Origin of the sequence: Nonomuraea rosea (assembly GCF_039539705.1) — a bacterium.
GTDB classification, from domain to species: Bacteria; Actinomycetota; Actinomycetes; order Streptosporangiales; family Streptosporangiaceae; genus Nonomuraea; species Nonomuraea rosea.
Genome location: NZ_BAABDQ010000007.1, coordinates 298,437 through 320,487, shown reverse-complemented (window position 1 = coordinate 320,487; position 22,051 = coordinate 298,437). Strand labels below are relative to the sequence as shown.

23 protein-coding genes and 1 riboswitch are annotated in these 22,051 nt (G+C 71.0%); of the genes, 14 read left to right on the top strand and 9 right to left on the bottom strand.

The features are described from left to right. Positions 1-25: 25 nt before the first annotated feature. The 6 genes from ABEA43_RS19905 to bldD all read left to right on the top strand — a co-directional run bounded on the left by ABEA43_RS19905 (position 26) and on the right by bldD (position 6,366). Positions 26-1,270 (top strand): arginine deiminase, encoded by a 1,245-nt coding sequence (locus ABEA43_RS19905; RefSeq protein WP_345563754.1) that lies wholly within the window; start codon positions 26-28, stop codon positions 1,268-1,270. 10 nt (positions 1,271-1,280) lie between these two features. After that, positions 1,281-2,285, top strand: a complete 1,005-nt coding sequence (gene argF / locus ABEA43_RS19900; RefSeq protein ID WP_345563752.1) for an ornithine carbamoyltransferase — start codon at positions 1,281-1,283, stop codon at positions 2,283-2,285. A 50-nt stretch (positions 2,286-2,335) separates the two neighbouring features. Continuing rightward, positions 2,336-3,271: a carbamate kinase gene (gene arcC, locus ABEA43_RS19895; protein WP_345563748.1), complete on the top strand. Its 936-nt coding sequence runs from the start codon at positions 2,336-2,338 to the stop codon at positions 3,269-3,271. A 10-nt stretch (positions 3,272-3,281) separates the two neighbouring features. Continuing rightward, positions 3,282-4,703: an amino acid permease gene (locus tag ABEA43_RS19890; RefSeq protein ID WP_345563746.1), complete on the top strand. Its 1,422-nt coding sequence runs from the start codon at positions 3,282-3,284 to the stop codon at positions 4,701-4,703. Continuing rightward, a complete protein-coding gene (locus tag ABEA43_RS19885) occupies positions 4,704-5,570 on the top strand; it encodes a universal stress protein (RefSeq protein WP_345563744.1) in 867 nt (288 codons plus the stop codon). 301 nt (positions 5,571-5,871) lie between these two features. Continuing rightward, a complete protein-coding gene (bldD, locus tag ABEA43_RS19880; protein ID WP_026214021.1) occupies positions 5,872-6,366 on the top strand; it encodes a transcriptional regulator BldD in 495 nt (164 codons plus the stop codon). A gap of 572 nt (positions 6,367-6,938) precedes the next feature. Here bldD and ABEA43_RS19875 read toward each other — a convergent pair. The 3 genes from ABEA43_RS19875 to ABEA43_RS19865 all read right to left on the bottom strand — a co-directional run bounded on the left by ABEA43_RS19875 (position 6,939) and on the right by ABEA43_RS19865 (position 9,671). Continuing rightward, positions 6,939-7,385 (bottom strand): SAV_6107 family HEPN domain-containing protein, encoded by a 447-nt coding sequence (locus ABEA43_RS19875; protein WP_345563742.1) that lies wholly within the window; start codon positions 7,383-7,385, stop codon positions 6,939-6,941. Positions 7,386-8,282: 897 nt separating this feature from the next. Further along, on the bottom strand, positions 8,283-8,474 hold the full coding sequence (locus ABEA43_RS19870) for a ferredoxin (RefSeq protein ID WP_345563741.1): 192 nt from the start codon (positions 8,472-8,474) through the stop codon (positions 8,283-8,285). Between the two features lie 6 nt (positions 8,475-8,480). Next, complete coding sequence (locus ABEA43_RS19865) at positions 8,481-9,671, bottom strand: cytochrome P450 (protein WP_345563740.1); 1,191 nt, start codon at positions 9,669-9,671, stop codon at positions 8,481-8,483. Between the two features lie 96 nt (positions 9,672-9,767). Between ABEA43_RS19865 and ABEA43_RS19860 the strand changes: the two genes are divergently transcribed. Beyond that, the gene (locus ABEA43_RS19860) at positions 9,768-10,373 is read left to right on the top strand and encodes a TetR/AcrR family transcriptional regulator (protein ID WP_345563738.1); all 606 of its coding nucleotides are present in this window, start codon (positions 9,768-9,770) and stop codon (positions 10,371-10,373) included. Between the two features lie 171 nt (positions 10,374-10,544). Continuing rightward, on the top strand, positions 10,545-11,153 hold the full coding sequence (locus ABEA43_RS19855; RefSeq protein WP_345563736.1) for a hypothetical protein: 609 nt from the start codon (positions 10,545-10,547) through the stop codon (positions 11,151-11,153). Here the strand turns inward: ABEA43_RS19855 and ABEA43_RS19850 are convergent. Next, positions 11,150-12,826 (bottom strand): hypothetical protein, encoded by a 1,677-nt coding sequence (locus ABEA43_RS19850; protein WP_345563734.1) that lies wholly within the window; start codon positions 12,824-12,826, stop codon positions 11,150-11,152. The two genes, ABEA43_RS19855 and ABEA43_RS19850, sit on opposite strands and share 4 nt — an antisense overlap. Positions 12,827-12,971: 145 nt before the next feature. Continuing rightward, the gene (locus ABEA43_RS19845; protein ID WP_345563733.1) at positions 12,972-13,796 is read right to left on the bottom strand and encodes a L,D-transpeptidase family protein; all 825 of its coding nucleotides are present in this window, start codon (positions 13,794-13,796) and stop codon (positions 12,972-12,974) included. 122 nt (positions 13,797-13,918) lie between these two features. On the opposite strand from ABEA43_RS19845, the gene ABEA43_RS19840 reads away from it, so the two are divergent. Then, a complete protein-coding gene (locus ABEA43_RS19840) occupies positions 13,919-14,395 on the top strand; it encodes a YbaK/EbsC family protein (protein WP_345563731.1) in 477 nt (158 codons plus the stop codon). A 10-nt stretch (positions 14,396-14,405) separates the two neighbouring features. After that, positions 14,406-14,978: a GNAT family N-acetyltransferase gene (locus ABEA43_RS19835; RefSeq protein ID WP_345563729.1), complete on the top strand. Its 573-nt coding sequence runs from the start codon at positions 14,406-14,408 to the stop codon at positions 14,976-14,978. 165 nt (positions 14,979-15,143) lie between these two features. Here the strand turns inward: ABEA43_RS19835 and metF are convergent, their stop codons facing one another. Continuing rightward, positions 15,144-16,064, bottom strand: a complete 921-nt coding sequence (gene metF, locus ABEA43_RS19830) for a methylenetetrahydrofolate reductase [NAD(P)H] (RefSeq protein ID WP_345563728.1) — start codon at positions 16,062-16,064, stop codon at positions 15,144-15,146. Between the two features lie 92 nt (positions 16,065-16,156). Here metF and ABEA43_RS19825 point away from each other — a divergent pair, with 92 nt between their 5' ends. Beyond that, positions 16,157-17,224 (top strand): polyprenyl synthetase family protein, encoded by a 1,068-nt coding sequence (locus ABEA43_RS19825; RefSeq protein ID WP_345563726.1) that lies wholly within the window; start codon positions 16,157-16,159, stop codon positions 17,222-17,224. Between the two features lie 190 nt (positions 17,225-17,414). On the opposite strand, the gene thiE is transcribed toward ABEA43_RS19825, so the two are convergent. Genes thiE through ABEA43_RS19810 form a run of 3 tightly spaced genes read right to left on the bottom strand, consistent with a single transcriptional unit; the run spans position 17,415 to position 19,599 of the window. Continuing rightward, a complete protein-coding gene (thiE, locus tag ABEA43_RS19820; RefSeq protein WP_345563725.1) occupies positions 17,415-18,053 on the bottom strand; it encodes a thiamine phosphate synthase in 639 nt (212 codons plus the stop codon). Then, entirely contained in the window at positions 18,031-18,405 is a 375-nt protein-coding gene (locus ABEA43_RS19815; protein ID WP_345563724.1) for an Rv2175c family DNA-binding protein, read from the bottom strand. The genes thiE and ABEA43_RS19815 overlap by 23 nt, the downstream gene beginning before the upstream one ends. A 30-nt stretch (positions 18,406-18,435) precedes the next feature. Continuing rightward, positions 18,436-19,599: an NAD(P)/FAD-dependent oxidoreductase gene (locus ABEA43_RS19810; protein ID WP_425570307.1), complete on the bottom strand. Its 1,164-nt coding sequence runs from the start codon at positions 19,597-19,599 to the stop codon at positions 18,436-18,438. 58 nt (positions 19,600-19,657) lie between these two features. Next, positions 19,658-19,772: riboswitch (TPP riboswitch) on the top strand. On the opposite strand from ABEA43_RS19810, the gene ABEA43_RS19805 reads away from it, so the two are divergent. From ABEA43_RS19805 to ABEA43_RS19795, 3 genes are all read left to right on the top strand, one after another. Beyond that, positions 19,741-20,970: an FAD-dependent oxidoreductase gene (locus ABEA43_RS19805; RefSeq protein WP_345563720.1), complete on the top strand. Its 1,230-nt coding sequence runs from the start codon at positions 19,741-19,743 to the stop codon at positions 20,968-20,970. It overlaps the preceding riboswitch by 32 nt. After that, positions 20,967-21,167 carry a sulfur carrier protein ThiS gene (gene thiS, locus ABEA43_RS19800; protein ID WP_345563719.1) on the top strand — a complete coding sequence of 67 codons (201 nt, stop codon included), beginning with the start codon at positions 20,967-20,969 and terminating at the stop codon, positions 21,165-21,167. Before ABEA43_RS19805 ends, thiS begins: the two co-directional genes overlap by 4 nt. Continuing rightward, positions 21,160-21,915 (top strand): thiazole synthase, encoded by a 756-nt coding sequence (locus ABEA43_RS19795; protein ID WP_345563718.1) that lies wholly within the window; start codon positions 21,160-21,162, stop codon positions 21,913-21,915. Before thiS ends, ABEA43_RS19795 begins: the two co-directional genes overlap by 8 nt. The last annotated feature ends 136 nt before the right edge of the window (positions 21,916-22,051 follow it).

Below are 22,051 nucleotides of genomic sequence, written 5' to 3'. Positions count from 1 at the left end.
CGCCGAGTAGGGGGATAGAGCAGAGATGACATTCCACGTCGATTCCGAGGTCGGGCCCCTCCGCCAGGTCCTCCTGCACAAGCCGGACCTGGCGCTCAAGCGGCTGACCCCGACGAACAAGGACGGGTTCCTCTTCGACGACGTGCTCTGGGTCCAGCGGGCGATGGAGGAGCACGAGGAGTTCCAGCAGGTGCTGCGCAGCCGCGGGATCCGCATCCACCTGCTGTCCGACCTGCTCCAGGAGACCGTCGACATCCCCGAGGCGCGCAAGCACATCCTCGACGCGGTCATCGACGAGCGCTGGCTCGGCCCCGGCGCCATCGACGACATCCGCAACGCCCTCGACGGGATGGACTCGGAGACGCTGCAGAAGTTCCTGACCGGCGGCATCACCAAACGCGAGCTGACCGAGATGGGCTGCGACCCCGATTCTGTGACTTTCCACACCACGGCGGGCGACGACTTCATCCTCCCGCCGCTGCCCAACCACCTGTTCACCCGCGACACCTCCTGCTGGGTGTACGACGGCGTGTCCATCAACGCGATGAAGAAGAAGGCCAGGATGCGCGAGACGGTCAACATGGAGGCCGTCTACATGTACCACCCGACGTTCGCCAAGGGCTTCAACCGGCCTGACGACGGGGGCTTCCACTGCTGGATGCCCGGTCACGCGGTGGCCCCCGCGACCATGGAGGGCGGGGACGTGCTGGTCATCGGCCGGGGCGCGGTGCTGATCGGGATGAGCGAGCGCACCCAGCCGCAGGCGGTGGAGATGCTGGCGCAACGGCTGTTCGAGGCCGGCTCCACCAGGAAGATCGTGGCGCTCGACATGCCGAAGGCGCGGGCGTTCATGCACCTGGACACCGTGATGACGATGCTCGACGTGGGCGTGTTCACCAAGTACGCGGGCCTCGGCATGCTGCGCGCGTACACGATCGAGCCCGGCGAGACGCACAAGGAGCTCAAGGTCACCGACCACCCGCCGGAGGACATGCACAAGGCCATCGCCCACGCCCTGGACATGAGCGACATCACGGTGCTGACCCCCACGCAGGACGTGTCCGCCGCCGAGCGGGAGCAGTGGGACGACGGCTGCAACGGCCTGGCGCTGGAGCCCGGCGTGGTCGTCGCCTACGAGCGCAACACCACCACGAACAACTTCCTGCGCGACAACGGCGTCGAGGTCATCACCATCAGGGGCAGCGAGCTCGGCAGAGGGCGCGGCGGGCCGCGGTGCATGAGCTGCCCGCTCGAACGCGACGGCATCTAGGGAGCGCCCGATGGATCACGACCTGCGCGGCCGCAGCTTCCTGAAGGAGCTGGACTTCACGCCGGAAGAGCTGGAGTTCCTGCTGGACCTGTCGGCGGGGCTGAAGGCCGAGCGGCGCGACGGCACCGAACGGCAGCGGCTCAAGGGCCGGAACATCGCCCTGATCTTCGAGAAGACCTCCACCCGCACCCGGTGCGCGTTCGAGGTGGCCGCCCACGACCAGGGCGCGCACGTGACGTACCTCGACCCGGCCGGTTCGCAGATCGGGCACAAGGAGTCGGTCGGCGACACCGCGCGGGTGCTCGGCCGGATGTTCGACGGCATCGAGTACAGAGGCAGCAGGCAGGCCCACGTCGAGGAGCTGGCGGCGCTGTCGGGGGTGCCGGTGTGGAACGGCCTGACCGACGAGTGGCACCCCACGCAGATGCTGGCCGACATGCTCACCATGCGGGAGCACGCGGGCAAGCCGCTGCGTGAGGTCTCCTTCGCCTACCTGGGCGACGCGCGCAACAACATGGGCCACTCGCTGCTGGTGACGGGCGCGATGTTCGGCATGGACGTGCGCCTGGTCGCGCCCAGGGCGCTGTGGCCCGACCCCGGCCTGGTGGTCGAGCCCGCCGAGAAGCTGGCCAGGGACACCGGCGCCAGGATCACCCTCACCGACGACGTGATCAAGGGAGTCAAGGGGGCCGACTTCCTCTACACCGACGTGTGGGTGTCGCTGGGCGAGCCGGCGGAGGTGTGGGACGAGCGGATCAAGCTGCTGCTGCCGTACCAGGTCAACGACAACGTGGTGCGGGCGACCGGGAACCCCGGGGTGCGGTTCATGCACTGCCTGCCCGCGTTCCACAACAGGCAGACCCAGGTCGGCGCGGACATCTACGACAAGACCGGCCTCGACGCCCTGGAGGTGACCGACGACGTGTTCGAGTCGCCACGCTCGATCGTCTTCGACCAGGCCGAGAACCGGCTGCACACCATCAAGGCCGTCATGGTCGCCACGCTGGGCGGCTGACCGCCCGGCCAGGCGTGCCGAAAGAGCGGGTCGAAAGAGCGGGGGAACGTATGCGGGTCATCGTCGCACTGGGCGGCAACGCGGTGCTGAGGCGCGGCCAGAAGCCGGACGCGGACGTGCAGATGAGCAACGTCCGCACGGCCGTCAGGACGCTCGCCAGGCTCGCCGCCGACCACGAGCTGGTCATCACCCACGGGAACGGCCCCCAGGTCGGCCTGCTGGCGCTCCAGAGCGCCTCCGACCCGGACCTGACCCGGCCCTACCCCTTCGACACGCTCGGCGCGCAGACGCAGGGCATGATCGGCTACTGGATGCAGCAGGCGCTGCAGAACGCGCTGCCGGGCAGGCGGATCCTCGCCATGGTCACGCAGACCCTGGTCACGGCCGTGGATCCGGCCTTCGAGCACCCCACCAAGTTCGTCGGCCAGGTCTACGAGCAGGAGGAGGCCGAGAAGCTGGCCGCCGAGCACGGCTGGACGGTCGGGCGCGACGGCCCGCACTGGCGGCGCGTCGTCCCCTCCCCCATCCCGCAGCGCGTGGTGGAGACGCGCCTGATCCGCGAGATGGTCCGCGCGGGCGTGGTCGTGGTGTGCGCGGGCGGTGGCGGCATCCCCGTCGTACGCGACGAGCGCGGCCGGCTGACCGGCGTCGAGGCGGTCGTGGACAAGGACCTCACGACCGCGATGCTGGCCGAGGCCCTGGAGTGCGACGCGTTCCTGAGCCTGACCGACGTGCCGCGCGTGCTGCGCGGCTTCGGCACGCCGCACCAGACCGAGATCGCCCACACCACGCCGCACGAGCTGCGGGCCATGGAGTTCCCCGCCGGGTCGATGGGGCCGAAGGTGGAGGCGGTGTGCCGGTTCGTCGAGACCACCGGCGACATGGCCGCCATCGGAAAGCTTGACGAGGCCGAGCGCATACTCGCCGGTGCAGCGGGAACGATCGTGACACCCAACGGCAGGTGGCCGCTGACGAGCACGCTGTAGGGGGTGTCGGATGACGCTGGCCCAACGGCTCTTCCGTACCAAGCCCACCGAGCGGATCGTCGCGGAAGGCGGGCAGGGCGAAGGCGGTGAGCTGCGGCGCTCGATGTCGCTGTGGCAGCTCACGCTGTTCAGCGTGGGCGCGACGCTCGGCACCGGGATCTTCGTCATCCTCGGGCAGGCCGTGCCCAAGGCGGGTCCGGCGGTGGTGCTGGCGTTCGTGCTGGCGGCGATCACCGCGCTGTTCTCGGCGCTGTCGTACGCCGAGCTGGCCGGGACGATCCCGGTGTCCGGCTCGTCCTACTCCTACGCGTACGCGACGCTGGGCGAGCTGGTGGCCTGGATCTGCGGCTGGTGCCTCATGCTGGAGTACGCCGTGTCCGTGGCGGCGGTGGCCGTGGGCTGGGGCGAATACCTCAACTCGTTCCTGCGCTCGCTGTTCGGCTTCACACTGCCCGACGCGATCACCCGCTCCCCCGGCCAGGACGGCGGCGTGATCAACCTCACCGGGGTCCTCATCGTGGCGCTGGCCACCTGGTTGCTGATGTACGGGGCCTCGGAGAGCGCCACGGCGAACGCGATCTTCGTGCTGGTCAAGATCGCGGTGCTGGTGTTCTTCTGCGTGGTGGCGTTCACTGCCTTCCAGACCGGAAATTTCACGCCTTTCGCCCCCATGGGGGTGGCCGGGATCACGGCCGCGGCCTCTCAGGTGTTCTTCTCCTACATCGGCTTCGACGCCGCCTCCACCGCCGGCGAGGAGGCGAAGAACCCCAAGCGGGACCTGCCGCTGGCGATCATCCTGTCGCTGGCCATCGTGACGGTCGTCTACGTGCTGGTGGCCGTGGCCGCCGTCGGGGCGATGCCGTGGACCGACTTCGACCCCGAGCACACCGAGGCCAGCCTGTCCTACATCGCCGACCTTGCCGTCGGCGCGACCTGGCCCGGCCTGATCGTCTCCTTCGGCGCGGTGATCGCCATCGCCAGCGTCGTGCTCACGGTCATCTACGGCCAGACCCGCATCCTGTTCGCGATGTCGCGCGACGGGCTCATCCCCCGCATCTTCCAGCGGGTCAACCCCCGCCGCCAGGTTCCGATCGCCAACACCCTCATCGTGGCCCTGTTCATCTCCGTGCTGGCCGGGCTGGTGCCGCTCGGGCAGCTCGCGGAGGCGACCAGCATCGGCACGCTGTTCGCCTTCGCCATCGTGAACATCGGCGTGCTCGTCCTGCGCTACCGCAGCCCGGAGCTGCCGCGCAGCTTCCGCACGCCGCTGTTCCCCGCCACGCCGGTGCTGGGCGCGATCTTCTGCGTCATCGTGATGGCGGGGCTGGCCGGGGTGACCTGGCTGGCGTTCGGGCTGTGGATGCTCCTCGGCCTGGTCTGCTATTTCCTGTACGGCTATGGCCATTCGCGGCTGAATGCCGAGGTGCGCTGAATGAAGCTGAACGACGTGCTGGCCGGGTACATCCCCGGGTCGCGGGGCAGGGACGGGCTGGCGCTGGCCGTACTCGTGAAAGAGCAGGCGCACGCGCACCTGACGGTGGCGACCGTGCAGCCGCCGGCCTGGTCGGCTCCCGGGCCGGCCAGGGCCGACGAGAGCGCCTGGCGCTCCTACCTCAAGGAGCAGGCCGAGGCCGCGCTCACGCAGGCCCGCGAGCTGGCGGGCGGCGACGCCGACTACCTGGTGCACACCAACAAGGGCAGCGGCCGGGGGCTGGTGGAGCTGGCGCGCAGGCGCGGCGCGGACGTCGTGGTGATCGGCTCGGCCCCGCGCGGCGGCCGCGGCCGCATCACCGTGGGCAGCACCGCCGACCAGCTCCTGCACTCCTCGTCGGTGCCGGTGCTGCTGGCCCCGCGCGGCTACGGCGACAAGCCGCCCCCCGCCTTCGAGCGCCTCACCGTCGCCTACCGGCGCGGCCCCGGCTGCGACGCGGCGGTCAAGGACGCGGCCGTGACCGCGGTCGCGCTCGACGTCCCGCTGCGGCTGGTCACGCTGGTGATCAGCAGCGGCAGGCGCGCCAGGATCGAACAGGACATGCTGCTGCGCCTGCGCGACCAGGCCGCGGCCGATCTGCGGGCGGCGGCGCGCGGGCAGCGCCGGCGGCTGCCCGTGGAGGTCGAGGTGCTCGAGGGCCGCAACGTGGCCCAGGCGCTCGCAACGACTTCCTGGCTCGCCGGCGAGATGATCATATGCGCTTCGAGCGACACCGGGCCACTCAGGCGGGTCTTCCTCGGAGACACTTCGATCAAGATCGTACGGGCTGCGACCTGCCCCGTCATGATCCTCACCCGGCAGACCTGACTGCGCTGAGTCACTCGGCAAACTATGACGAAGTAGTGTTATCAGCGGGACATGAGGGGCGTTTGTTGCGTTCCTCCACGGACCGGATTCGGCATCTTTTTTCCAATCAGCTTGACCTTAGGCGTCCACCCCTTTACCGTCACTGTGCGTAACCACACCGCGCGGCGGTCTGGGGTAAACCCAGGGCCATGGCTACCGTTGGTGCCGAGCACGGCACCAGACCCCCCGGTGGCTCGGGCATTCGCCGCAAGGGAGCACAATCTACTGAGAGCGCTACATACGAGAGCCGGGGGGCCACACGATGCCGTCTGAGTACGCAAAGTCGCTGGGTGCACGACTCCGCGCCATCCGCACCCAGCAGGGGCTGTCCCTGCATGGAGTCGAAGAGAAGTCGCGTGGCAGGTGGAAAGCCGTGGTCGTGGGCTCTTATGAGCGTGGCGACCGAGCGGTGACCGTGCAGAAGCTTGCCGAGCTTGCCGACTTCTATGGAGTGCCCGTATCCGAGCTGCTGCCGGGCGGCGCCGCCCCCAGCCCGCTCGGGCCGACACCCAAGCTTGTGATCGACCTGGAGCGCCTGGCCACGCTGCCTAAGGAGAAGGCGGGGGCGCTGGCCCGGTACGCCGCCACCATCCAGAGCCAGCGCGGCGACTACAACGGCAAGGTGTTGTCGATCCGCCAGGAGGACCTGCGCTCCCTGGCCGTGATCTACGACAAGTCGCCGAGCGAGCTGACCGAGGAGCTCATCAGCTGGGGCGTCCTCGACGCGGAGGCCCGCAGGGCCGTCGAGTCGTTCTGACCTGAGACGAGTCGTTCGCACGGTATTGCCGGCCTGGAGCGAGTCGTTCCCACGGTCTGACCGACCGGAGATCGCACCCGTTCCACGGTCTTTTCCAGGTTTCCCCACCAGGGATCGCCGCTTTCGCGGTCCCCCGCCGGGACCCGAGGGCTCGCCGCACGCCGGTCGGCCCTCGGGCCTTACGCGTTGGGGATCCGTTCCCGCCTCAACGGATCCTCAACTTTTCGCTCGACGGCGCGGGCCGGAGCCTTTCTCCCGGCATCCAACGGGGAGGGCCCGAACATGAAGCTCGCCGCCGCCGCTACCTGCACCGCCGTCAAGCTCGCGGGCGCGGTCGTCGCTGCCCTGGCTTGCACCGCCCCCCACGTTCTCCCGCGCCGCCGGGTACCCGAAGACGGTCGCGGTCAAGGGGAATCGCCGGATCGACGCTGAGCGTTGCGTCGACGTCAAGGTGCTGTACGCGCCCGTCGCGCGGCACGACGTCGTCTACGAGGCCTGCTGGGACATCGGGGACGCGACGCCCGTGAACCTTAAGGACGGCCCCGCCTCCGGCTCCGTGGGTGGTGTGGGTGTCAGCCGGCCAAGGGGACGCTCAGGGGGAGTTGGGGCTGGGCTGGGACGCCGAGGAGGTCTTCGACCGTGGAGACGAACGTTTCCGCCTCGGCCAGGATCTCGTCGGCGTCGGCCGCGCTGACCCCGCGGACCATGCCCGCCTCCGCGGCGGCGCGCTTGGCGGCGCTCACCGAGAAGTAGGCGGCCCACTCGGCCAGGTGCGGCTCGGCCTCCGGCAGCAGCTCCCATGCGCTGCGCAGGCGACGCCTGCGGCCTTCCATGGGCCGAGGGCGGGCGGCCAGCATCGCCGCCGCGGCTCGAAGGGCTGCCAAGTGTGCGGCCACATATCGGGATGCCGGGGTGCGAGCGCTCGTCGCCTCCGCCAGGCAGGATCGTGAATCGGTCAAGTGTGCCCGAACCGCAGGCGACAGCCGGGGCCCGGGGGTGTCTCTAGGCCTTGGTGCCATCTTGCGCGCCTCCTTGGAGTCGTGGGCGGCTGCCGGCGTCTCCGCCGGTGGAGTCAACAATTGCAGACCCCACTGACATTTCCGCCGGGCTGGCCGGACGAGGAGCTTCCCCTCACCCCGTCCGGCCAGGGCACGCCCACTCGTCTCCGCCGACGACGAGGACCTGCCCTTCGCCCGTGGAGCCTGGCCGCAGGGATCGCTTGGGGAAGCGAACGGCCCGCGACCAGGTCCGGTGACGTTGAGCCGCGAGCCTCATCGTCACTAGGTCGAACATAATTTCGATCACGCTCGGTGTCAACCAGTTCCACGAACACAGGTTCGATGACCATGAAGCGAAATGACGGGTCGGGGTGGGGATGACGCACAGATGACGGCGCGTTCGGGCCTTTGCGGTATTGGCCATGGGACGAATTTGCGCCTGCCGCCGACGCGCCCGTGCAGGCCACGGGACGGCCGTGCAGAGGGCGGGCCATCCGGCAGAGCGGCGGGGAAGGCAGCTCAGGTGAGCGGCCCAGGTGAGCGGCGGGGTAGCCGGGAGGGCGACGGGGCAGCCGTGGGAGCCGCGAAACAGCCGGAAGGAGGTGGCAGGCGGGAGGCCGGAGACGGGAGGCCGCACGGAGTGCCCGTGGAAGCCGCGAAACGGCCGCGTCGCGGCGCAGGCGGTCGGGGCGAGGCTTTGGGCCCGGCGACCGGGACAACGCCAGGCTCGGCGGCGGCCAGCCTCGCGTGGCGCCCACGCGGGCCCATCAGGGAGCGAGCCCATCAGGCAGCAGGCCGGGCAGGCGGCAGGGCCGTCGAGCGGCAGACCGGGCAGGGAGCGGGGCCGTCGCCGCACGGTTGGGTGCGGCGACGGCCGGGTGATCTCAGAGGGGCGTCAAGGCACCGGTACGGCGTTCGTCACGAAGCCGAGATCGCCCCCGACGGACAGAGGGTCACGGCGCGCCGCACGGCGTCCTCCAGCTCTTCCGGAGGCGCGTCCTGCAGGAGCACCACCGTGCCCTCTTCCTCACTCTGATCGAACACCTTCGGCACCGTCAGAGCGCACATGCCCGCCCCGATGCACACCGTTGTATCTGCCTTGATTTCCATGGTGACCTACCAAGTGACAGGGAGGCGGTGCACTCCATAGATGCTCATGTCCGAGCGCATCGGCACCTCCTCGGGTGTTACCGCCAAGCGTAGGCCAGGGAAGCGGCGCAGCAGCGCAGGGTAGGCGATGCGCATCTCCGCGCGGGCGAGCTGCTGGCCCAGGCACTGGTGGATGCCGTGGCCGAAGGTCAGGTGCCCGCCGGCGGGCCTGGTGACGTCGAGCTCCTCGGCGCCGGGGAAGCGGGAGGCGTCGCGGTTGGCGGCCGGGAGGTGGATGGCGACCGTCTCGCCCGCCTTGACGAGGTGGCCCTCGATCTCGACGTCCTCCTGCGCGGACCGCATCGGCCCGAGGTGGATGATCGTGAGGTAGCGCAGCAGTTCCTCGACGCCGTTCTCCACCAGGGACGGGTCGTCGCGCATGACGGCGAGCTGGGCGGGGTTCGTGAGCAGCGCGTACGTCCCGAGCCCCAGCATGTTGGCGGTCGTCTCGTGCCCGGCCACCAGCAGCAGGAACGCCACCCCCGTGAGCTCCTCGTCGTTGAGCTCCCCGCTCTCGATGAGCCCGCTGAGCAGGTCGTCGGCCGGCTCCTTGCGCTTGCGCTGGATCAGCCCGTACAGGTAGACCGAGATCCGCCCCAGCGCCGCCATCGCGTCGTCGGCCTTGACCTCCAGGTTGACCAGGACCTTCGTGTCCTCCTGGAACTGCGCGCGATCCTCGTACGGCACCCCGAGCAGCTCGCAGATCACCAGGGACGGGATCGGCAGCGCGAACGCCTCGACGAGGTCCACCGGCCCGCCGGCGGCGGCCATGCCGTCGAGGCAGGCGTTCGTGATCTCCTCGATCCTGGGCTCGAGCATCTTCATCCTGCGTACGGTGAACTGCCCGGTCAGCAGCCTGCGGAAGCGCGTGTGCTCGGGCGGGTCCGTACGCAGGAAGAACCCGGGCGGCACCCGGAACTGCTCCTTGTCCGCCATCCCCAGCCTGGACGGGATGGGGACGTGCATCGTCTCCGGCCGGTTGCTGAAGTGCGGGCTGGCCAGCACCGCGCGGGCCGCCGTGTAGCCGGTCACCAGCCAGCCGAGGTGGCCGTCGGCGTACGTCATCCGGTGCATCGACGCCTGTTGTCGCAGGTGCGTGACTTCGTCGGGCGGGTCGAGCGGACGCTGGCGCGTCGTCGGGAACGTCAGATCGGACATGCTGCGGCTCCTTTCCGAGCTCTCTCTCCAGAAAACCTCATTCGTTGCAAAATTTCAATGGATGAAAAACCTAGTCGAACGCAGTATAGTTCCGGCATGGTGGGACTGCGGGAGCGCAAGAAAGAGCGCACACGCCGGGCGCTGATCGAGGGGGCGCTCCGGTTGTTCGACGAGAAGGGGTTCGAGGAGACCACGCTCGCGGAGATCGCGGCGGAGGCCGACGTGTCCACGAGGACGTTCTTCAGCTACTTCGCCAGCAAGGAAGACGTGGTCTTCTACGACATGGACGAGCGGATGGAGCTGATGTTCTCGGCGCTGGCCCGGAGGGATCCGGGAGTGCCGCCGGGCGAGCTGTTGATCACGATCATCGACGACATCCTGGTCCAGGCGGCCACCCAGGAAGGGCTCACGTACGAGAACACCGAGCTGCGGGTGCGGCTGATCCTGACCGAGCCGACACTGCAGGGCCGGGCGCTGCAGCTGCTGTTCAGCAGCCAGCTCAGGCTGGCTCAGGCGCTGCACGAGGCGTATGCCGACCGGCTGACCCTGACCGATTCCGCGGCGGCGGTGGGCGCGCTGATCGGCGCGGTGAAGCTGGCGGTGATGTCCGGGATCGAGCACGAGCGCTCGCTCGACGAGCTCTGGGCCAGGGCCCGCCGCGCCGCCGAGGTCGTACAGTCCGGCCTGCGCTCCCTCGGCTAGCAACCCGCCGACCCCTCATGTCAGTCCCGGACGCCCCCGGACGAGCCCCTCAGACGCGTGAGCCGGATCCCGGCCCCATGACACGGCAACCGGCTTTTCGGGCGGAATAGCGTGTCTGGCGGCCTTTTGAGAGGCTGTCCACCCTAGAAGGTGAAGCGGGGAGGAGCACGGATGGCGGGGAGCGGACGTGGGCGGCCGGTCGGTCTCGTCCTGCTGGCGCTGGGGCCGGTCCTGGTGGCGGCGTACGCGGCCGTCAACCGCGTGGCCATCCAGCTCGCGGCGGCGGCACAGGTCAAGGGCCCCGAGTGGGGCGGACGCCGGGTCGGCTCCGACGGGCTGACCTCGCTGGGGGTGGACACCTGGCGGGCGGTCTGGTGGAGCGCCGCCTTCCTGGGCGCGGTGGCGGTGGCGTTCGTGGTCATCGGGGCGCACCTGCGGCGGAGCAGCCGGGGCCGTACGCCGCTGCTCGTGCTCTCGGGCGTCCTCATCGTCCCGTACGCCGTAGTGATCCTCCTCGCCTACCTCAACCCCGTGCGGTTGCTGGGCGAGTTCTACGACGCCCCTGACTTCTCGGACGGAATCCCCTCCTGGCAGGGAGCCGCCTTCCTCCTCCTGATCGCGGCGGGGCTCGCCCAGGCCGTCGGCTTCTCCATCACGGCCGGCGAGGGCAAGCGCCGCCCGCCGCCGGCCGAAGCGCGGACGCGAGCACCCGCCGGGGAACGGCCGGGAGAACAAGAACAGGCCGGGGAAGCGGCCTCCGACGCTTCTGAAGCCCGTTAGGGGCAGTGCGAGCCGCGCCAGGTCGTCCAGCCCTGCCGGCTCCCGCCCTCCCCCGTCGAAGTCCAGCCCACCGGCGGGACCGCGCCCGGCGGCACGACGGCGGTGCAGACGCCCTGCGGCGGCGCACCGTCGAAGCGCTCGACCTCGGTCCACCACACGCGGTACGACAGCGGCACCCAGACATTCCACTTGACCCGCCCGTCCACGGCCACGCGCCCGTGCGGCGGGGCGGGCAGCCAGTCCTGGCCCGAGGCCGCCGGCGCGACCGGCGCCTGGTAGGCCACGAACGCGAGATGCACCAGCCCGAGCACGCCCGCCACCAGGAGCCACGAACGCCCGGCGGTGAGCAGGGCCGCGCCGGCCAGGCAGGCCAGCAGGGCCAGCGCGGACAGCGAGGCGGCGGCCATGTCGAGCGAGTCCCGCGTCCCGCTCAGAAAGATCATCTCGGGGAAGTCGAACGCGATGAAGACGTAGCGCTCCAGCCGGTCCCCCGCGTACCAGGCCGCCACTCCCCCTGTGACCGCCAGCAGCCCGGCGGCGGCCAGCGCGAGCCGCACCACGGCCAAGCGCCCGCTCCTGACCAGCGCGACCAGGCCCGCCAGCAGCCACGCCACCGCCACGCAGGCCAGGTAGCGGCCGTACGCGTAGTTGCCGACCCGGTGCTCGTCCGGCAGCGCGGCCGAGGAGGCGTACGCGATGCCCAGGGTCGTGACCAGCAGCGTGCCGGCCAGGACGCGGTGCGCGCGCGGCGCGGCCCGGCGTACCAGGGTGACCGCCGCCCCCGCCAGCCCGACGCCCGCCAGCCCCCACGTGCCGGCGATCAGGTACCAGAGCTGCCCGGCCGCCCCCGACAGCGCCCACGCCTGCCCTTCGAGGCTCGTGAGCCTGGACACCAGCAGGCCGGACAGGTCGCGCGCGCCACCGGGATAGAGCGCGGCGGCCAGCGTACCGTTGAGCGCCTGGCCCGCCGCCGCCGTCACGCCCGCGCCCGCCAAGGCCGCGAGCGCCGCCCGGCGCGGCGTCCGCAGGAACGCCGCCCCCGCCGCCACGACCAGCACGCACACCACCAGTACGACGGCCCCCCGCAGGTGCACCGCCGTCGCGAACCCCGCCACCGCCCCCGCCGCCAGCCCGGCCCGCGCCGACCCCCGGACGACGAGGTCGTGCACCGCGACCAGCCAGGCCAGCACGAGGACCGGCAGGATCGCGTCGGCCAGCGCCAGCCCGGAGAACAGCAGCAGCGCCGGCGACGCCCCCGCCACGAACGCCAGGACGAGCGCCGCCCGTCCCCCCACCCCCATCCGCCGCAGCAGCAGGTACGCCAGCGGGTACGCGCTCGCCGCCACCACCGAGCCGACCACGACCACCAGCCGGTACGCCAGGACCGGGTCGGCGGTGAGCCAGAAGATCGGGATCAGCGGTAATGCGTATCCGGCCTGGTAGAACGTCGAGCCCGACAGGTTCGCGCCGGGCCCGCCGGCCAGCCACCGGGCGGCCAGGAGGTAGCCGGTCTCGTCCGGGTTCGCCACGGGTCCCGCGTGATACCGGTACAGCCACAGCCGCAGCACCACCTGTGCCGCCCACCCCGCCGCCAGCGCCCACCCCAGCCGGGACCGGCCCGTACGCGCCCCCGTCGTCCGTACGGGCACCGGCATCGCGAACGTCGTCGCCATGAAATCCCCCCAAAAGTCAGGAGGGAGTCCACCAGCGACCCCGTAACCCGCTCGTCACGCGATCCGGTTATGCGGGCGTTATGGACACGCCACAAGGCCCGGCACCCCGAAGATCAGGACACCGGGCCTTGGGACGTGAGACCGCTCAGGGACGCCGGAACTTACCCCGCACGTGCACCGGCACGCCCTTGCCGAGCAGCCCGGGAAGGACCTGGGCCACGTTCATCGGCATCCGGACGCACCCGTGCGAAGCCGGGTAGAGCGGCACCGACAGCGCCCCGTGGAACGCGATGCCGCCGTTGAAGAAGATCGGGTTGTACAGCTGCCCGAGATACGACTTGTGCCACCCGGTCGCGCGCCACGTCGTCTTGAAGTTGCCGGTCGGCGTGCCGGCCGAGCCGCAGAAGCGCTGCTCCTTGCCCTGCCACGTGGCGGTCTCGCAGTAGGGGATGCCGCTGCCGGAGGACACGTGGGTGATCAGCTCCACCTCGCCGCCGACGTACAGGACCATGATCTGCTTGGTCAGGTTGACCTCGGCGCGGGTCGGCTTGCCGTTGCCGACCAGGACCTTGGGCGATTTCGGGGTCTCCAGCGCGTCCCAGGTGCGCTTGGCGATCGTACTGGTCGGCTTGATGCCGTTGACCTTCTGGAACGCCCACACCGCCGTCAGCGTGGTGCCGCCGTAGCGGCCGTCGGCCTTGCCCGGCCGGTAGTGGAGCTCGGTCAGCCGCCGCTGCAGCCAGGTGACGGACTTGCCCTTGGCGCCGAGCTTGAGCGTCTTGCGCGGCGCGGTGGCGGCCGGCGCGGTCCGCCCCGACGCGGGGCCCGAGCTCGCGCCCGCCGGTGGCGGGGTCGTGGCGGCCGGCGTCGTCGCGGGCGCGGCCTGCGGTGGTTGCGGCGCGGCCTGCGTGCCGCAGCCCGTGAGCGCACCGGTGAACAGGACGGCCCCAGCCGTCGCAAGGGCAGCCATTCCGGGCAGCCGTCGAGCCCCCACCCGTACCACCTCTCATACCACGAACGTACGAATCAGAGGACCCTACACCACTCACCATGAACGGGTAATGAAGCGGTCAACCTGTTTAGAGTGTGCTCATGTCTGAGAAGTTGCCGGCGAATGCCGTCGTCGTGGAATCCGCGTTGCGCGCACTGGGCGCGAACGGCGAGATCGTCGTCCTGCCGGAGAAGGCCCCCACCGCCGCGACGGCCGCCGCTCAGGTCGGCTGCGAGGTCGGCGCCATCGCCAACAGCCTGATCTTCGACGCGGACGGCGCGCCGCTGCTGGTCCTGACGAGCGGGGCGCACCGCGTGGACGTGGAGCTGATCGCCCGCACGGCGGGAGTGGACAAGGTACGCCGCGCCACGCCGGAGTTCGTCAGGGCCGCCACGGGCCAGCCGATCGGCGGCGTCGCCCCGGTCGGGCACCCGGCGCCCGTGCGGACCCTGGTGGACAACTGGCTGAGCAAGCACGAGGTGGTGTGGGCGGCGGGCGGTCATCCGCTGACGGTGTTCCCGACGACGTTCGACGAGCTCGTGCGCATCACCGGGGGTACGCCGGTGGACGTCGAGTAGTGTGCGACGGGTGATCGAGTTTCGCGGGGCGGGCCCGGCCGAGTTCGGTGAGCGGCTGGAGACGGTGATCGGCATTTACACGGCGGCGATGAATCCGCCGGAGGACCAGATCACCGGCCGCAAGACCATCATGCGAAACCATGGGACATATCCCCATTTCCAGTGTTATTTCGCAGAATTGCATGATTCGTCCCGCGCCATTCGTGACCTCGAACCCAAGGTCGTCGGCTTCGCCTACGGCTTTCGCGGCGCGCCCGGCCAGTGGTGGCATGACGTGGTGCTGCGGGCCATGACCACGCAGTCGGGCGAGCAGGTGGCCGGTGCCTGGCTGGGCCACGCCTTCGAGCTGGCCGAGATCCACGTCCACCCCGACTACCAGAGCAAGGGCATCGGCCGCGCGATGATCCGGACGCTGTGCGCGGGGCGGAGCGAGCGCTCGGCGCTCCTGTCGACCCACGACCGCCCCACGGCCGCCCGCCACCTCTACGCCAGCCTCGGCTTCACGGATCTGCTGAGCCGGTTCGTCTTCCCCGGCGGCTACGAGGAGTATGCGATCGTCGGCCGCCCCCTGCCCTTGACCTGAGCGTTACACCTGATGAGCTTGTGACTCCTGGGTTTGCTCCGCATGACCAGGGGCATCTTATCTTACAGAAAGTAACTGACCTTTTACCCGTCGGCTACTGTCCCCTGGCTCGTCACCCGCCCGGTCCCCCTGCGGGCGGGTGGCGGGCCGCACTCGGAGGCAGCCTCAGGCGGGCAGCCGCACCGGCTCCAGGCGCTGGAAGACCTCGCGCGTCGCGCTCGACCGGTTGAACGTGATGAAGTGGATCCCCGGCGCGCCCTCGTCCAGCAGCCGCTGGCACAGCTCGGCCCCGTGGTCGATGCCCAGCCGCCGCACGGCCGCCGGGTCGTCGGCGACCGCCTCGAAGCGGGCGGCCACGTCCGGCGGGAACGGCGCCCCCGACAGCTGCTCCGAGCGCGCGATCGTGCTCATCTGCGTCACCGGCATGATGCACGGGATGATCGGCGTCTCGCACCCCTGCGCCGCGACCCGGTCGCGCAGCCGCAGGTAGTCGTCCGCCTGGAAGAACATCTGCGTGATCGCGTAGTCGGCGCCCGCGCGGCACTTGCGCACGAAGTAGTCGGTGTCGGACTCGATGGACGGCGAGCGCGGATGCTTGTAGGGGAACGCCGCCACGCCGACGCAGAAGTCGCCCACCTGCCTGATCAGCCGCACCAGCTCCTCCGCGTAGAGGACGCCCTCGGGATGCTGCACCCACTCGGCCGTCGGGTCGCCAGGAGGGTCGCCGCGGACGGCCAGGATGTTGCGCACCCCGGCGTCGGCGAAACGCCCCACCAGATGGCGCAGCTCGCGGAGCGAGTGGTTGACGGCCGTGAAATGCGCCACAGGCGTGAGAGTCGTGTCGTGGGCGATCCGCTCCACGATGTCGACCGTGCGGTCACGCGTGGAGCCGCCCGCGCCGTAGGTCACCGACACGAACGTCGGCCGCAGCGACTCCAGCTCCCTGATCGCCCGCCAGAGCTGCCGCTCGCCCTCGTCGGTCTTCGGGGGGAAGAACTCGAAGGAGAACGATCGGCCCCCGGCGGCGAGCATGTCGCGGACGGTGGGAACACGATCGGGCCGGATGGAGGGTCGACCAAGCGCCATGCGCCTTAGGTTACCGTCACATCGCCGGAACCGGCCGCCATAGAGGCGGCCTGGAGATCCGACCGCCTCCGCTCGCCTACTAGTCTCAAGGCATGACCATTGACGCCGCCGGCATGGATGCCCTGCGCACGCAGGTCGAGCGCGCCATCGGAGCCTTCGTCGAACGGCAGTTGCCGGCCCCGGGCGACCCCGTGCTCGCGCCCCTTCGCACGGCCGCCGACGAGCTCCTGTCCGGCGGCAAGCGGCTGCGCCCCGCGTTCTGCTATTGGGGCTGGCGCGGGGCGGGCGGCACGGACGTGCCCGAGATCTTCACCGCCGCGGCCTCGCTGGAGTTGCTGCAGGCCAGCGCGCTCGTGCACGACGACGTGATGGACAAGAGCGATCTGCGCAGGGGCATGCCGTCCGCGCACCGCCGTTTCCAGGCGATGCACGAGAAGTCCGGCTGGTACGGCTCCGCCGAGCAGTTCGGCGAGGGCGCCGCGATCCTGCTGGGCAATCTGCTGCTGATCTGGTCGGGCGAGATGTGGCGCACCAGCGGCCTGCCGCCCGAGTCGCTGGCGGCGGCCCAGCCCGTACACGATCACATGCGCACGGAGCTGATGTGCGGCCAGTACCTCGACCTGCTGGAGCAGGCGCACGGGGAGAACACGTTCGAGTCGGCGTTGCGGGTGGCGCTGTTCAAGAGCGGTAAATACTCGGTGGAGCAGCCGCTGCGGCTGGGGCTGGTGCTCGCCTCCGGCGAGCTCGCGCCGTGGATGGACGAGCTGTGCACCGGCTACGGCCGCCGCGTCGGGATCGCGTTCCAGATTCGCGACGACATCCTCGGGGTGTTCGGGGACCCGGCGCAGACGGGCAAGCCCGCGGGCGACGACCTGCGCGAGGGCAAGCGGACCATGCTCGTGGCCCGCACGCTGGCGGCGGCGTCCCCGGCGGACGCCGAGACCGTGCGGCGGCTGCTCGGCGACCCCGGGCTCGACGAGGCCGGGGTGGAGACGCTGCGGCAGATCATCGACGACACCGGCGCGCTGCAGGAGTGCGAGGATCTGATCAGCGACTATCTGGGCGAGGCGCTGGCCGCGCTCGACGAGGCCCCCGTCACGGCGGAGTCCCACGCCGCCCTGATGGAGCTGGCCATCGCCGCCACGTCCCGCAAGACCTGAGGCTCATCGCCCCGCAAGACGTGAGGCTTGCCGCCGTACACGGGCAGGCCGGAATGGCCGCACGCGTGCGGGCGCGCCGAAGGGCAGGCTCGCTGAAGGCGGGCACGCTGAAGGGCGGGCACGCCGGAACGCGGGCGCGCTGAAGGCCTGATCGTGGGAGGCGCCCGGGTGCCTGCGGGCGCCTCCGGGGTCAGTGGGCCGACAGCCGCTTCGCGAACTCCGCCGCCGCCGCCCCTGGATCCTCCGCGTCGGTGATCGCGCGGACCACCACCGCCCGGCTCACGCCGTACGACATCGCCTCGTCGAGATTGCCGAGGTCGATGCCGCCGATCCCGAACCAGGGCCGTGTGCCGCCCAGCGACGCCGCGTGCCTGAGCAGCGGCGGGCCGGGAGCGTGGCGCCCTGGCTTGGTGGGCGTGGGCCAGATCGGCCCGCAGCAGAAGTAGTCGACGCCCTCCTCCACAGCCGCGGCGGAAGCCTCGGCGGCGGAGTGGGTGGACCGTCCGATGACGATGTCGTCGCCGAGTATCTCTCGCGCGACCGTCACAGGAAGGTCGTCCTGCCCCAGGTGGAGCACGTCGGGCCGGGCGGCATGAGCGATGTCCGCCCGGTCGTTGACGGCCAGCAGTTTGCCGTGCCGGTCGCAGGCGTCGCGGAAGATTTCGAGGAGCGCGAGTTCTTCGCGTGCCTCCAGGCCCTTCTCCCGCAGCTGGATGATGTCCACGCCGTTGGCCAGCACCGAGTCGAGGAACTCTGCCAGGTCGCCGCGGTCGCGGCGGCCGTCCGTGCAGAGATAGAGGCGGGCCTCAGAAACCGAGGGCTTGGGCACGCCGCTTGACCTCTGTGTGACGGCCGGCCCTGATCGCCTCAATGGGCGACCCTGGCAGGGACTCGTCTGGGGTGAAGAGCCAGCGCAACGACTCCACATCGTCGTAGCCGGCGTCCAGCAGCACGGTCAGTGTGCCGGGCAGGCCCTTCATCACGTCCTTTCCATCCAGGAACACCGCAGGCACCTGTGGCCCGCCGCCCCCTCGGCGCACGCCTAGGAGCTTGTGGTCCTTGAGGAGTTGCTTGGCCCGCCCTAGCGATAGGTCCAGGCGCGAGGCCACTTCGGGGAGAGTGAGCCACTCGTCAACGAGCTGGTCGGTCTCCCGGTCGATCTGTGCAACAGAAAGCGTCACGAAACCACAACTACCACATGCCGTGCTTGCTCAAACAACACAATCCCGTAGGGAGACCTCTGGATCTACCAGGCGTTCCACGTCGAGACGGTGTCCGGCGTCGATGATTCTGCGCCCCTGTACGAGGTCGCGCGGCCGATCCACGGCGAGCACGGCGGCGAGGGCGTCGTCGCCGGTGAGCCAGACGGCCGACCACTTGCCGCCGGGATCGCCGCGGTAGACGAGGCGCTCTCCGGCCGGATGGTGGCCCGCGTACTGGACCATGTGCCCGAACTGCTCCGACCAGAAGTACGGCACCGGATCGTAGGCGACCTCCTCCCCCAGCAGGCTCGCCGCGGCGATCTCGGGGGCGTTGAGCGCGGTGTCCCAGTGCTCGACCCTGAGCCTGGTCTGCCAGCGGCGCGACCACCAGGCCGCGCAGTCGCCGACGGCGACGGTGTTCGGCAGCGAGGTGCGCAGGTATTCGTCGGTGACGACGCCGTTGTGCAGGTCGATGTCGGCGTCGGCCAGCCAGCCGATCGCCGGGCGGACGCCGATGCCGGTGACGACCACGTGGGCATCGACGAACTCGCCGCCCACCAGCCGCACGCCGCCCTCGTCCACCGAGTCGACCATGGTCTCCAGGCGCAGGTCGATGCCGTCGTACCAGGGCTCGGTGCGGGCGCCGAGCTCGGCGCCGACGGCGGTGGCGAGCGGGGCGGGGCCCGCCTCGACGACCGTCACGACGCAGCCCGCGCGACGGGCGGCGGTGGCCACCTCGGCGCCGATCCATCCGGCGCCGATGATCGCGACGCGGGCGCCGGGGACGAGCATGGCCCTGAGCTCGTGGGCGTCGTCGAGGGTGCGCAGCACGTGCTGGGGGCCGTCGCCGGGCAGCGTGATCGGCTCGGCTCCGGTGGCGATCACCAGGCCGTCGTAGCCCAGCTCGCCCTCGGTGGTCTCGACGACGCCGCTGCGCAGGGACTTGGCGCTGACGCCCGGCCAGAAGTCGACCTCCATCGCGGCCAGGTCGGCCTCGACGAAGCTGGTGTCGGCGTCGCCGAGCAGCACGGCCTTGGACAGGGGCGGGCGGTCGTAGGGGCGATGCCGTTCTTCGCCTATCAGGGTGATCCTGCCGTTGAATCCCCGTCCGCGCAGCGCCTCCACCGTGCGTACCCCGGCCAGTCCCGCTCCTACCACCACGACATGGTTCACGTTCATGACCATAACGGGGGCGGTGTCTGGACGCCGCACCGAGGCCGTAGGCTGTGGAGGAGAGACGCGCGGGAGTCCGGCGTGACCGGGCTGAGAGGAAGGCTGCACGGGCCTTCGACCGCAAGACACCTGATCCGGATCATGCCGGCGAAGGGAGCGCAGGTGGACGTGATCGTGGGTGGCGGGGTCGTCGGGCTGTCCGTCGCCTGGCGGCTGGCTCGCGCGGGGCGGCCCGTCACCGTGGTGGATCCGGCTCCGGCCTCCGGGGCCTCGCACGCGGCTGCGGGGATGCTGGCCCCGGTCAGCGAGGTCACCTACACGGAGGCGCCGTTGCTGCGGCTCGGGGTGGCCTCGTTGCGCCGCTGGCCGGCGTTCGCCGCCGAGCTGGCCGCCGACGCGGGGCTCGGTGATCCGCGGACCGGGCTGGACCTGCGCTCCGAGGGGACGCTCGACGTGGCGTTCGGGGCCGACGACCTGGTGGCGCTGGATGAGCTGGCGGCGTACATGGACAAGCTCGGGCTGCCGGTCGAGCGGCTGACCGGGCGCGAGTGCCGCCGTCTGGAGCCCATGCTGGCGCCTTCCGTGCGCGGCGGGCTGCTGGCTCCCGGCGACGCCTGGGTGGATCCGCGCCGCGTGACGGCGGCGCTGCTCGCCGCTCTGGAACGGCTGGACGTGCCGCTGGTACGTGAGCACGCCACCGGGCTCCTCCGCGAGGACGCCGGCCGGGACGGCACGGGCGACGGCGATGACGGCGATCGCGCCGGCCGGGGCAGCATGGGTGGCGATCGCCCAGGACTGAGCGGTGGAACGGGCGGCGGGAGCGGTGGCAGGGTCGTGGGGGTGCGGCTTCGGGATGCGCCGGACATATCGGCTGATCGGGTGATCCTGGCGGCCGGGGCGTGGAGTGCCGAGCTGGCCGACGTGCCGGTGCGGCCGGTCAAGGGGCAGATCATGCGGTTGCGTTCCCCGCAGCCGCTGCTCGGCCGATGCGTGCGCGGCACCGTGCACGGCGCGTCCGTCTACCTCGTCCCCAGGGGCGACGGCGAGCTGGTGGTCGGGGCCACTCAGGAGGAGATGGGGTTCGACACCAGGGTGACCGCGGGCGGGCTCTACGAGCTGCTGCGCGACGCCAGGGAGCTGGTGCCGGGCGTCACCGAGCTGGAGGTCGCCGACGTGGTGGCGGGCCTGCGGCCGGGCACGCCGGACAATCTGCCGCTCATCGGCCCGAGCGGCACGCCGGGGCTCACGCTGGCCACCGGGCACCACCGGGGCGGCGTGCTGCTGGCCCCGCTCACCGCGGCCGTCCTGCTGGGCGAGGAGAGTGAGGCGGCGACATTGTGCTCACCCGCGAGATTTCGGGATATTTCATGAACGTGACGATCAACGGAGCTGCGCACGAGGTGGCCGACGGCACGACCGTGGCGCAGGCCGTACGCACATTGACGACGGCCACCACCGGAGTGGCCGTGGCCGTGAACGACGAGGTGGTCACGCGGAGCACGTGGGAGACGACGGTGCTCGGCGACAGTGACCGCATGGAGGTGCTGACGGCGGTGCAAGGTGGATGATCTGATCATCGCCGGGGAGAAGTTCGCTTCCCGGCTCATCATGGGGACCGGGGGCGCGCCCTCGCTGGAGGTGCTCGACCAGGCACTGGCCGCCTCGGGGACCGAGCTGACCACGGTGGCCATGCGGCGGCTCGACCCGGGCGCCCGCGGCTCGGTCCTGGACGTGCTGCGCGACCGGGACATCAAGGTGCTCCCGAACACGGCCGGCTGCTTCACCGCGGGCGAGGCCGTGCTGACGGCGCGGCTGGCCAGGGAGGCGCTCGGCACGAACTGGGTCAAGCTGGAGGTCATCGCCGACGAGCGGACGCTGCTGCCCGACCCGATCGAGACGTTCGACGCGGCGGAGCGGCTGGTGGCGGACGGGTTCGTGGTGCTGCCGTACATCGGCGACGACCCGGTGCTGGCCCGGCGGCTGGAGCAGGCGGGCTGCGCGGCGGTGATGCCGCTGGGCGCGCCGATCGGCTCCGGCCTGGGCATCCGCAACCCGCACAACATCGAGCTGATCGTGGAGTCCGCCTCCGTGCCGGTCATCCTCGACGCGGGCATCGGCACCGCCAGCGACGCCGCCCTGGCGATGGAGCTCGGCTGCGACGCCGTGCTGCTGGCCACGGCGGTCACCAGGGCGCAGCGGCCCGATCTCATGGCGGCGGCCATGAAGGCGGCCGTGACGGCGGGACGGCTGGCGCGCCAGGCGGGCCGCATCCCGCGCAGACGCTACGCCGAGGCGTCCTCCCCGACGACGCCATGACCTGACCCGCGCCGGCCCGCTGGCGTCGTAGCCCCTGGCGGGAGGCGGTCCGGCGGCGTCGTGGCGGGCCGAAACGAGCACGGGTCCGCATCGGTTTCGGGCAGGCGGGCCCTGCCAGTGGCAAAACGCCCGTAAA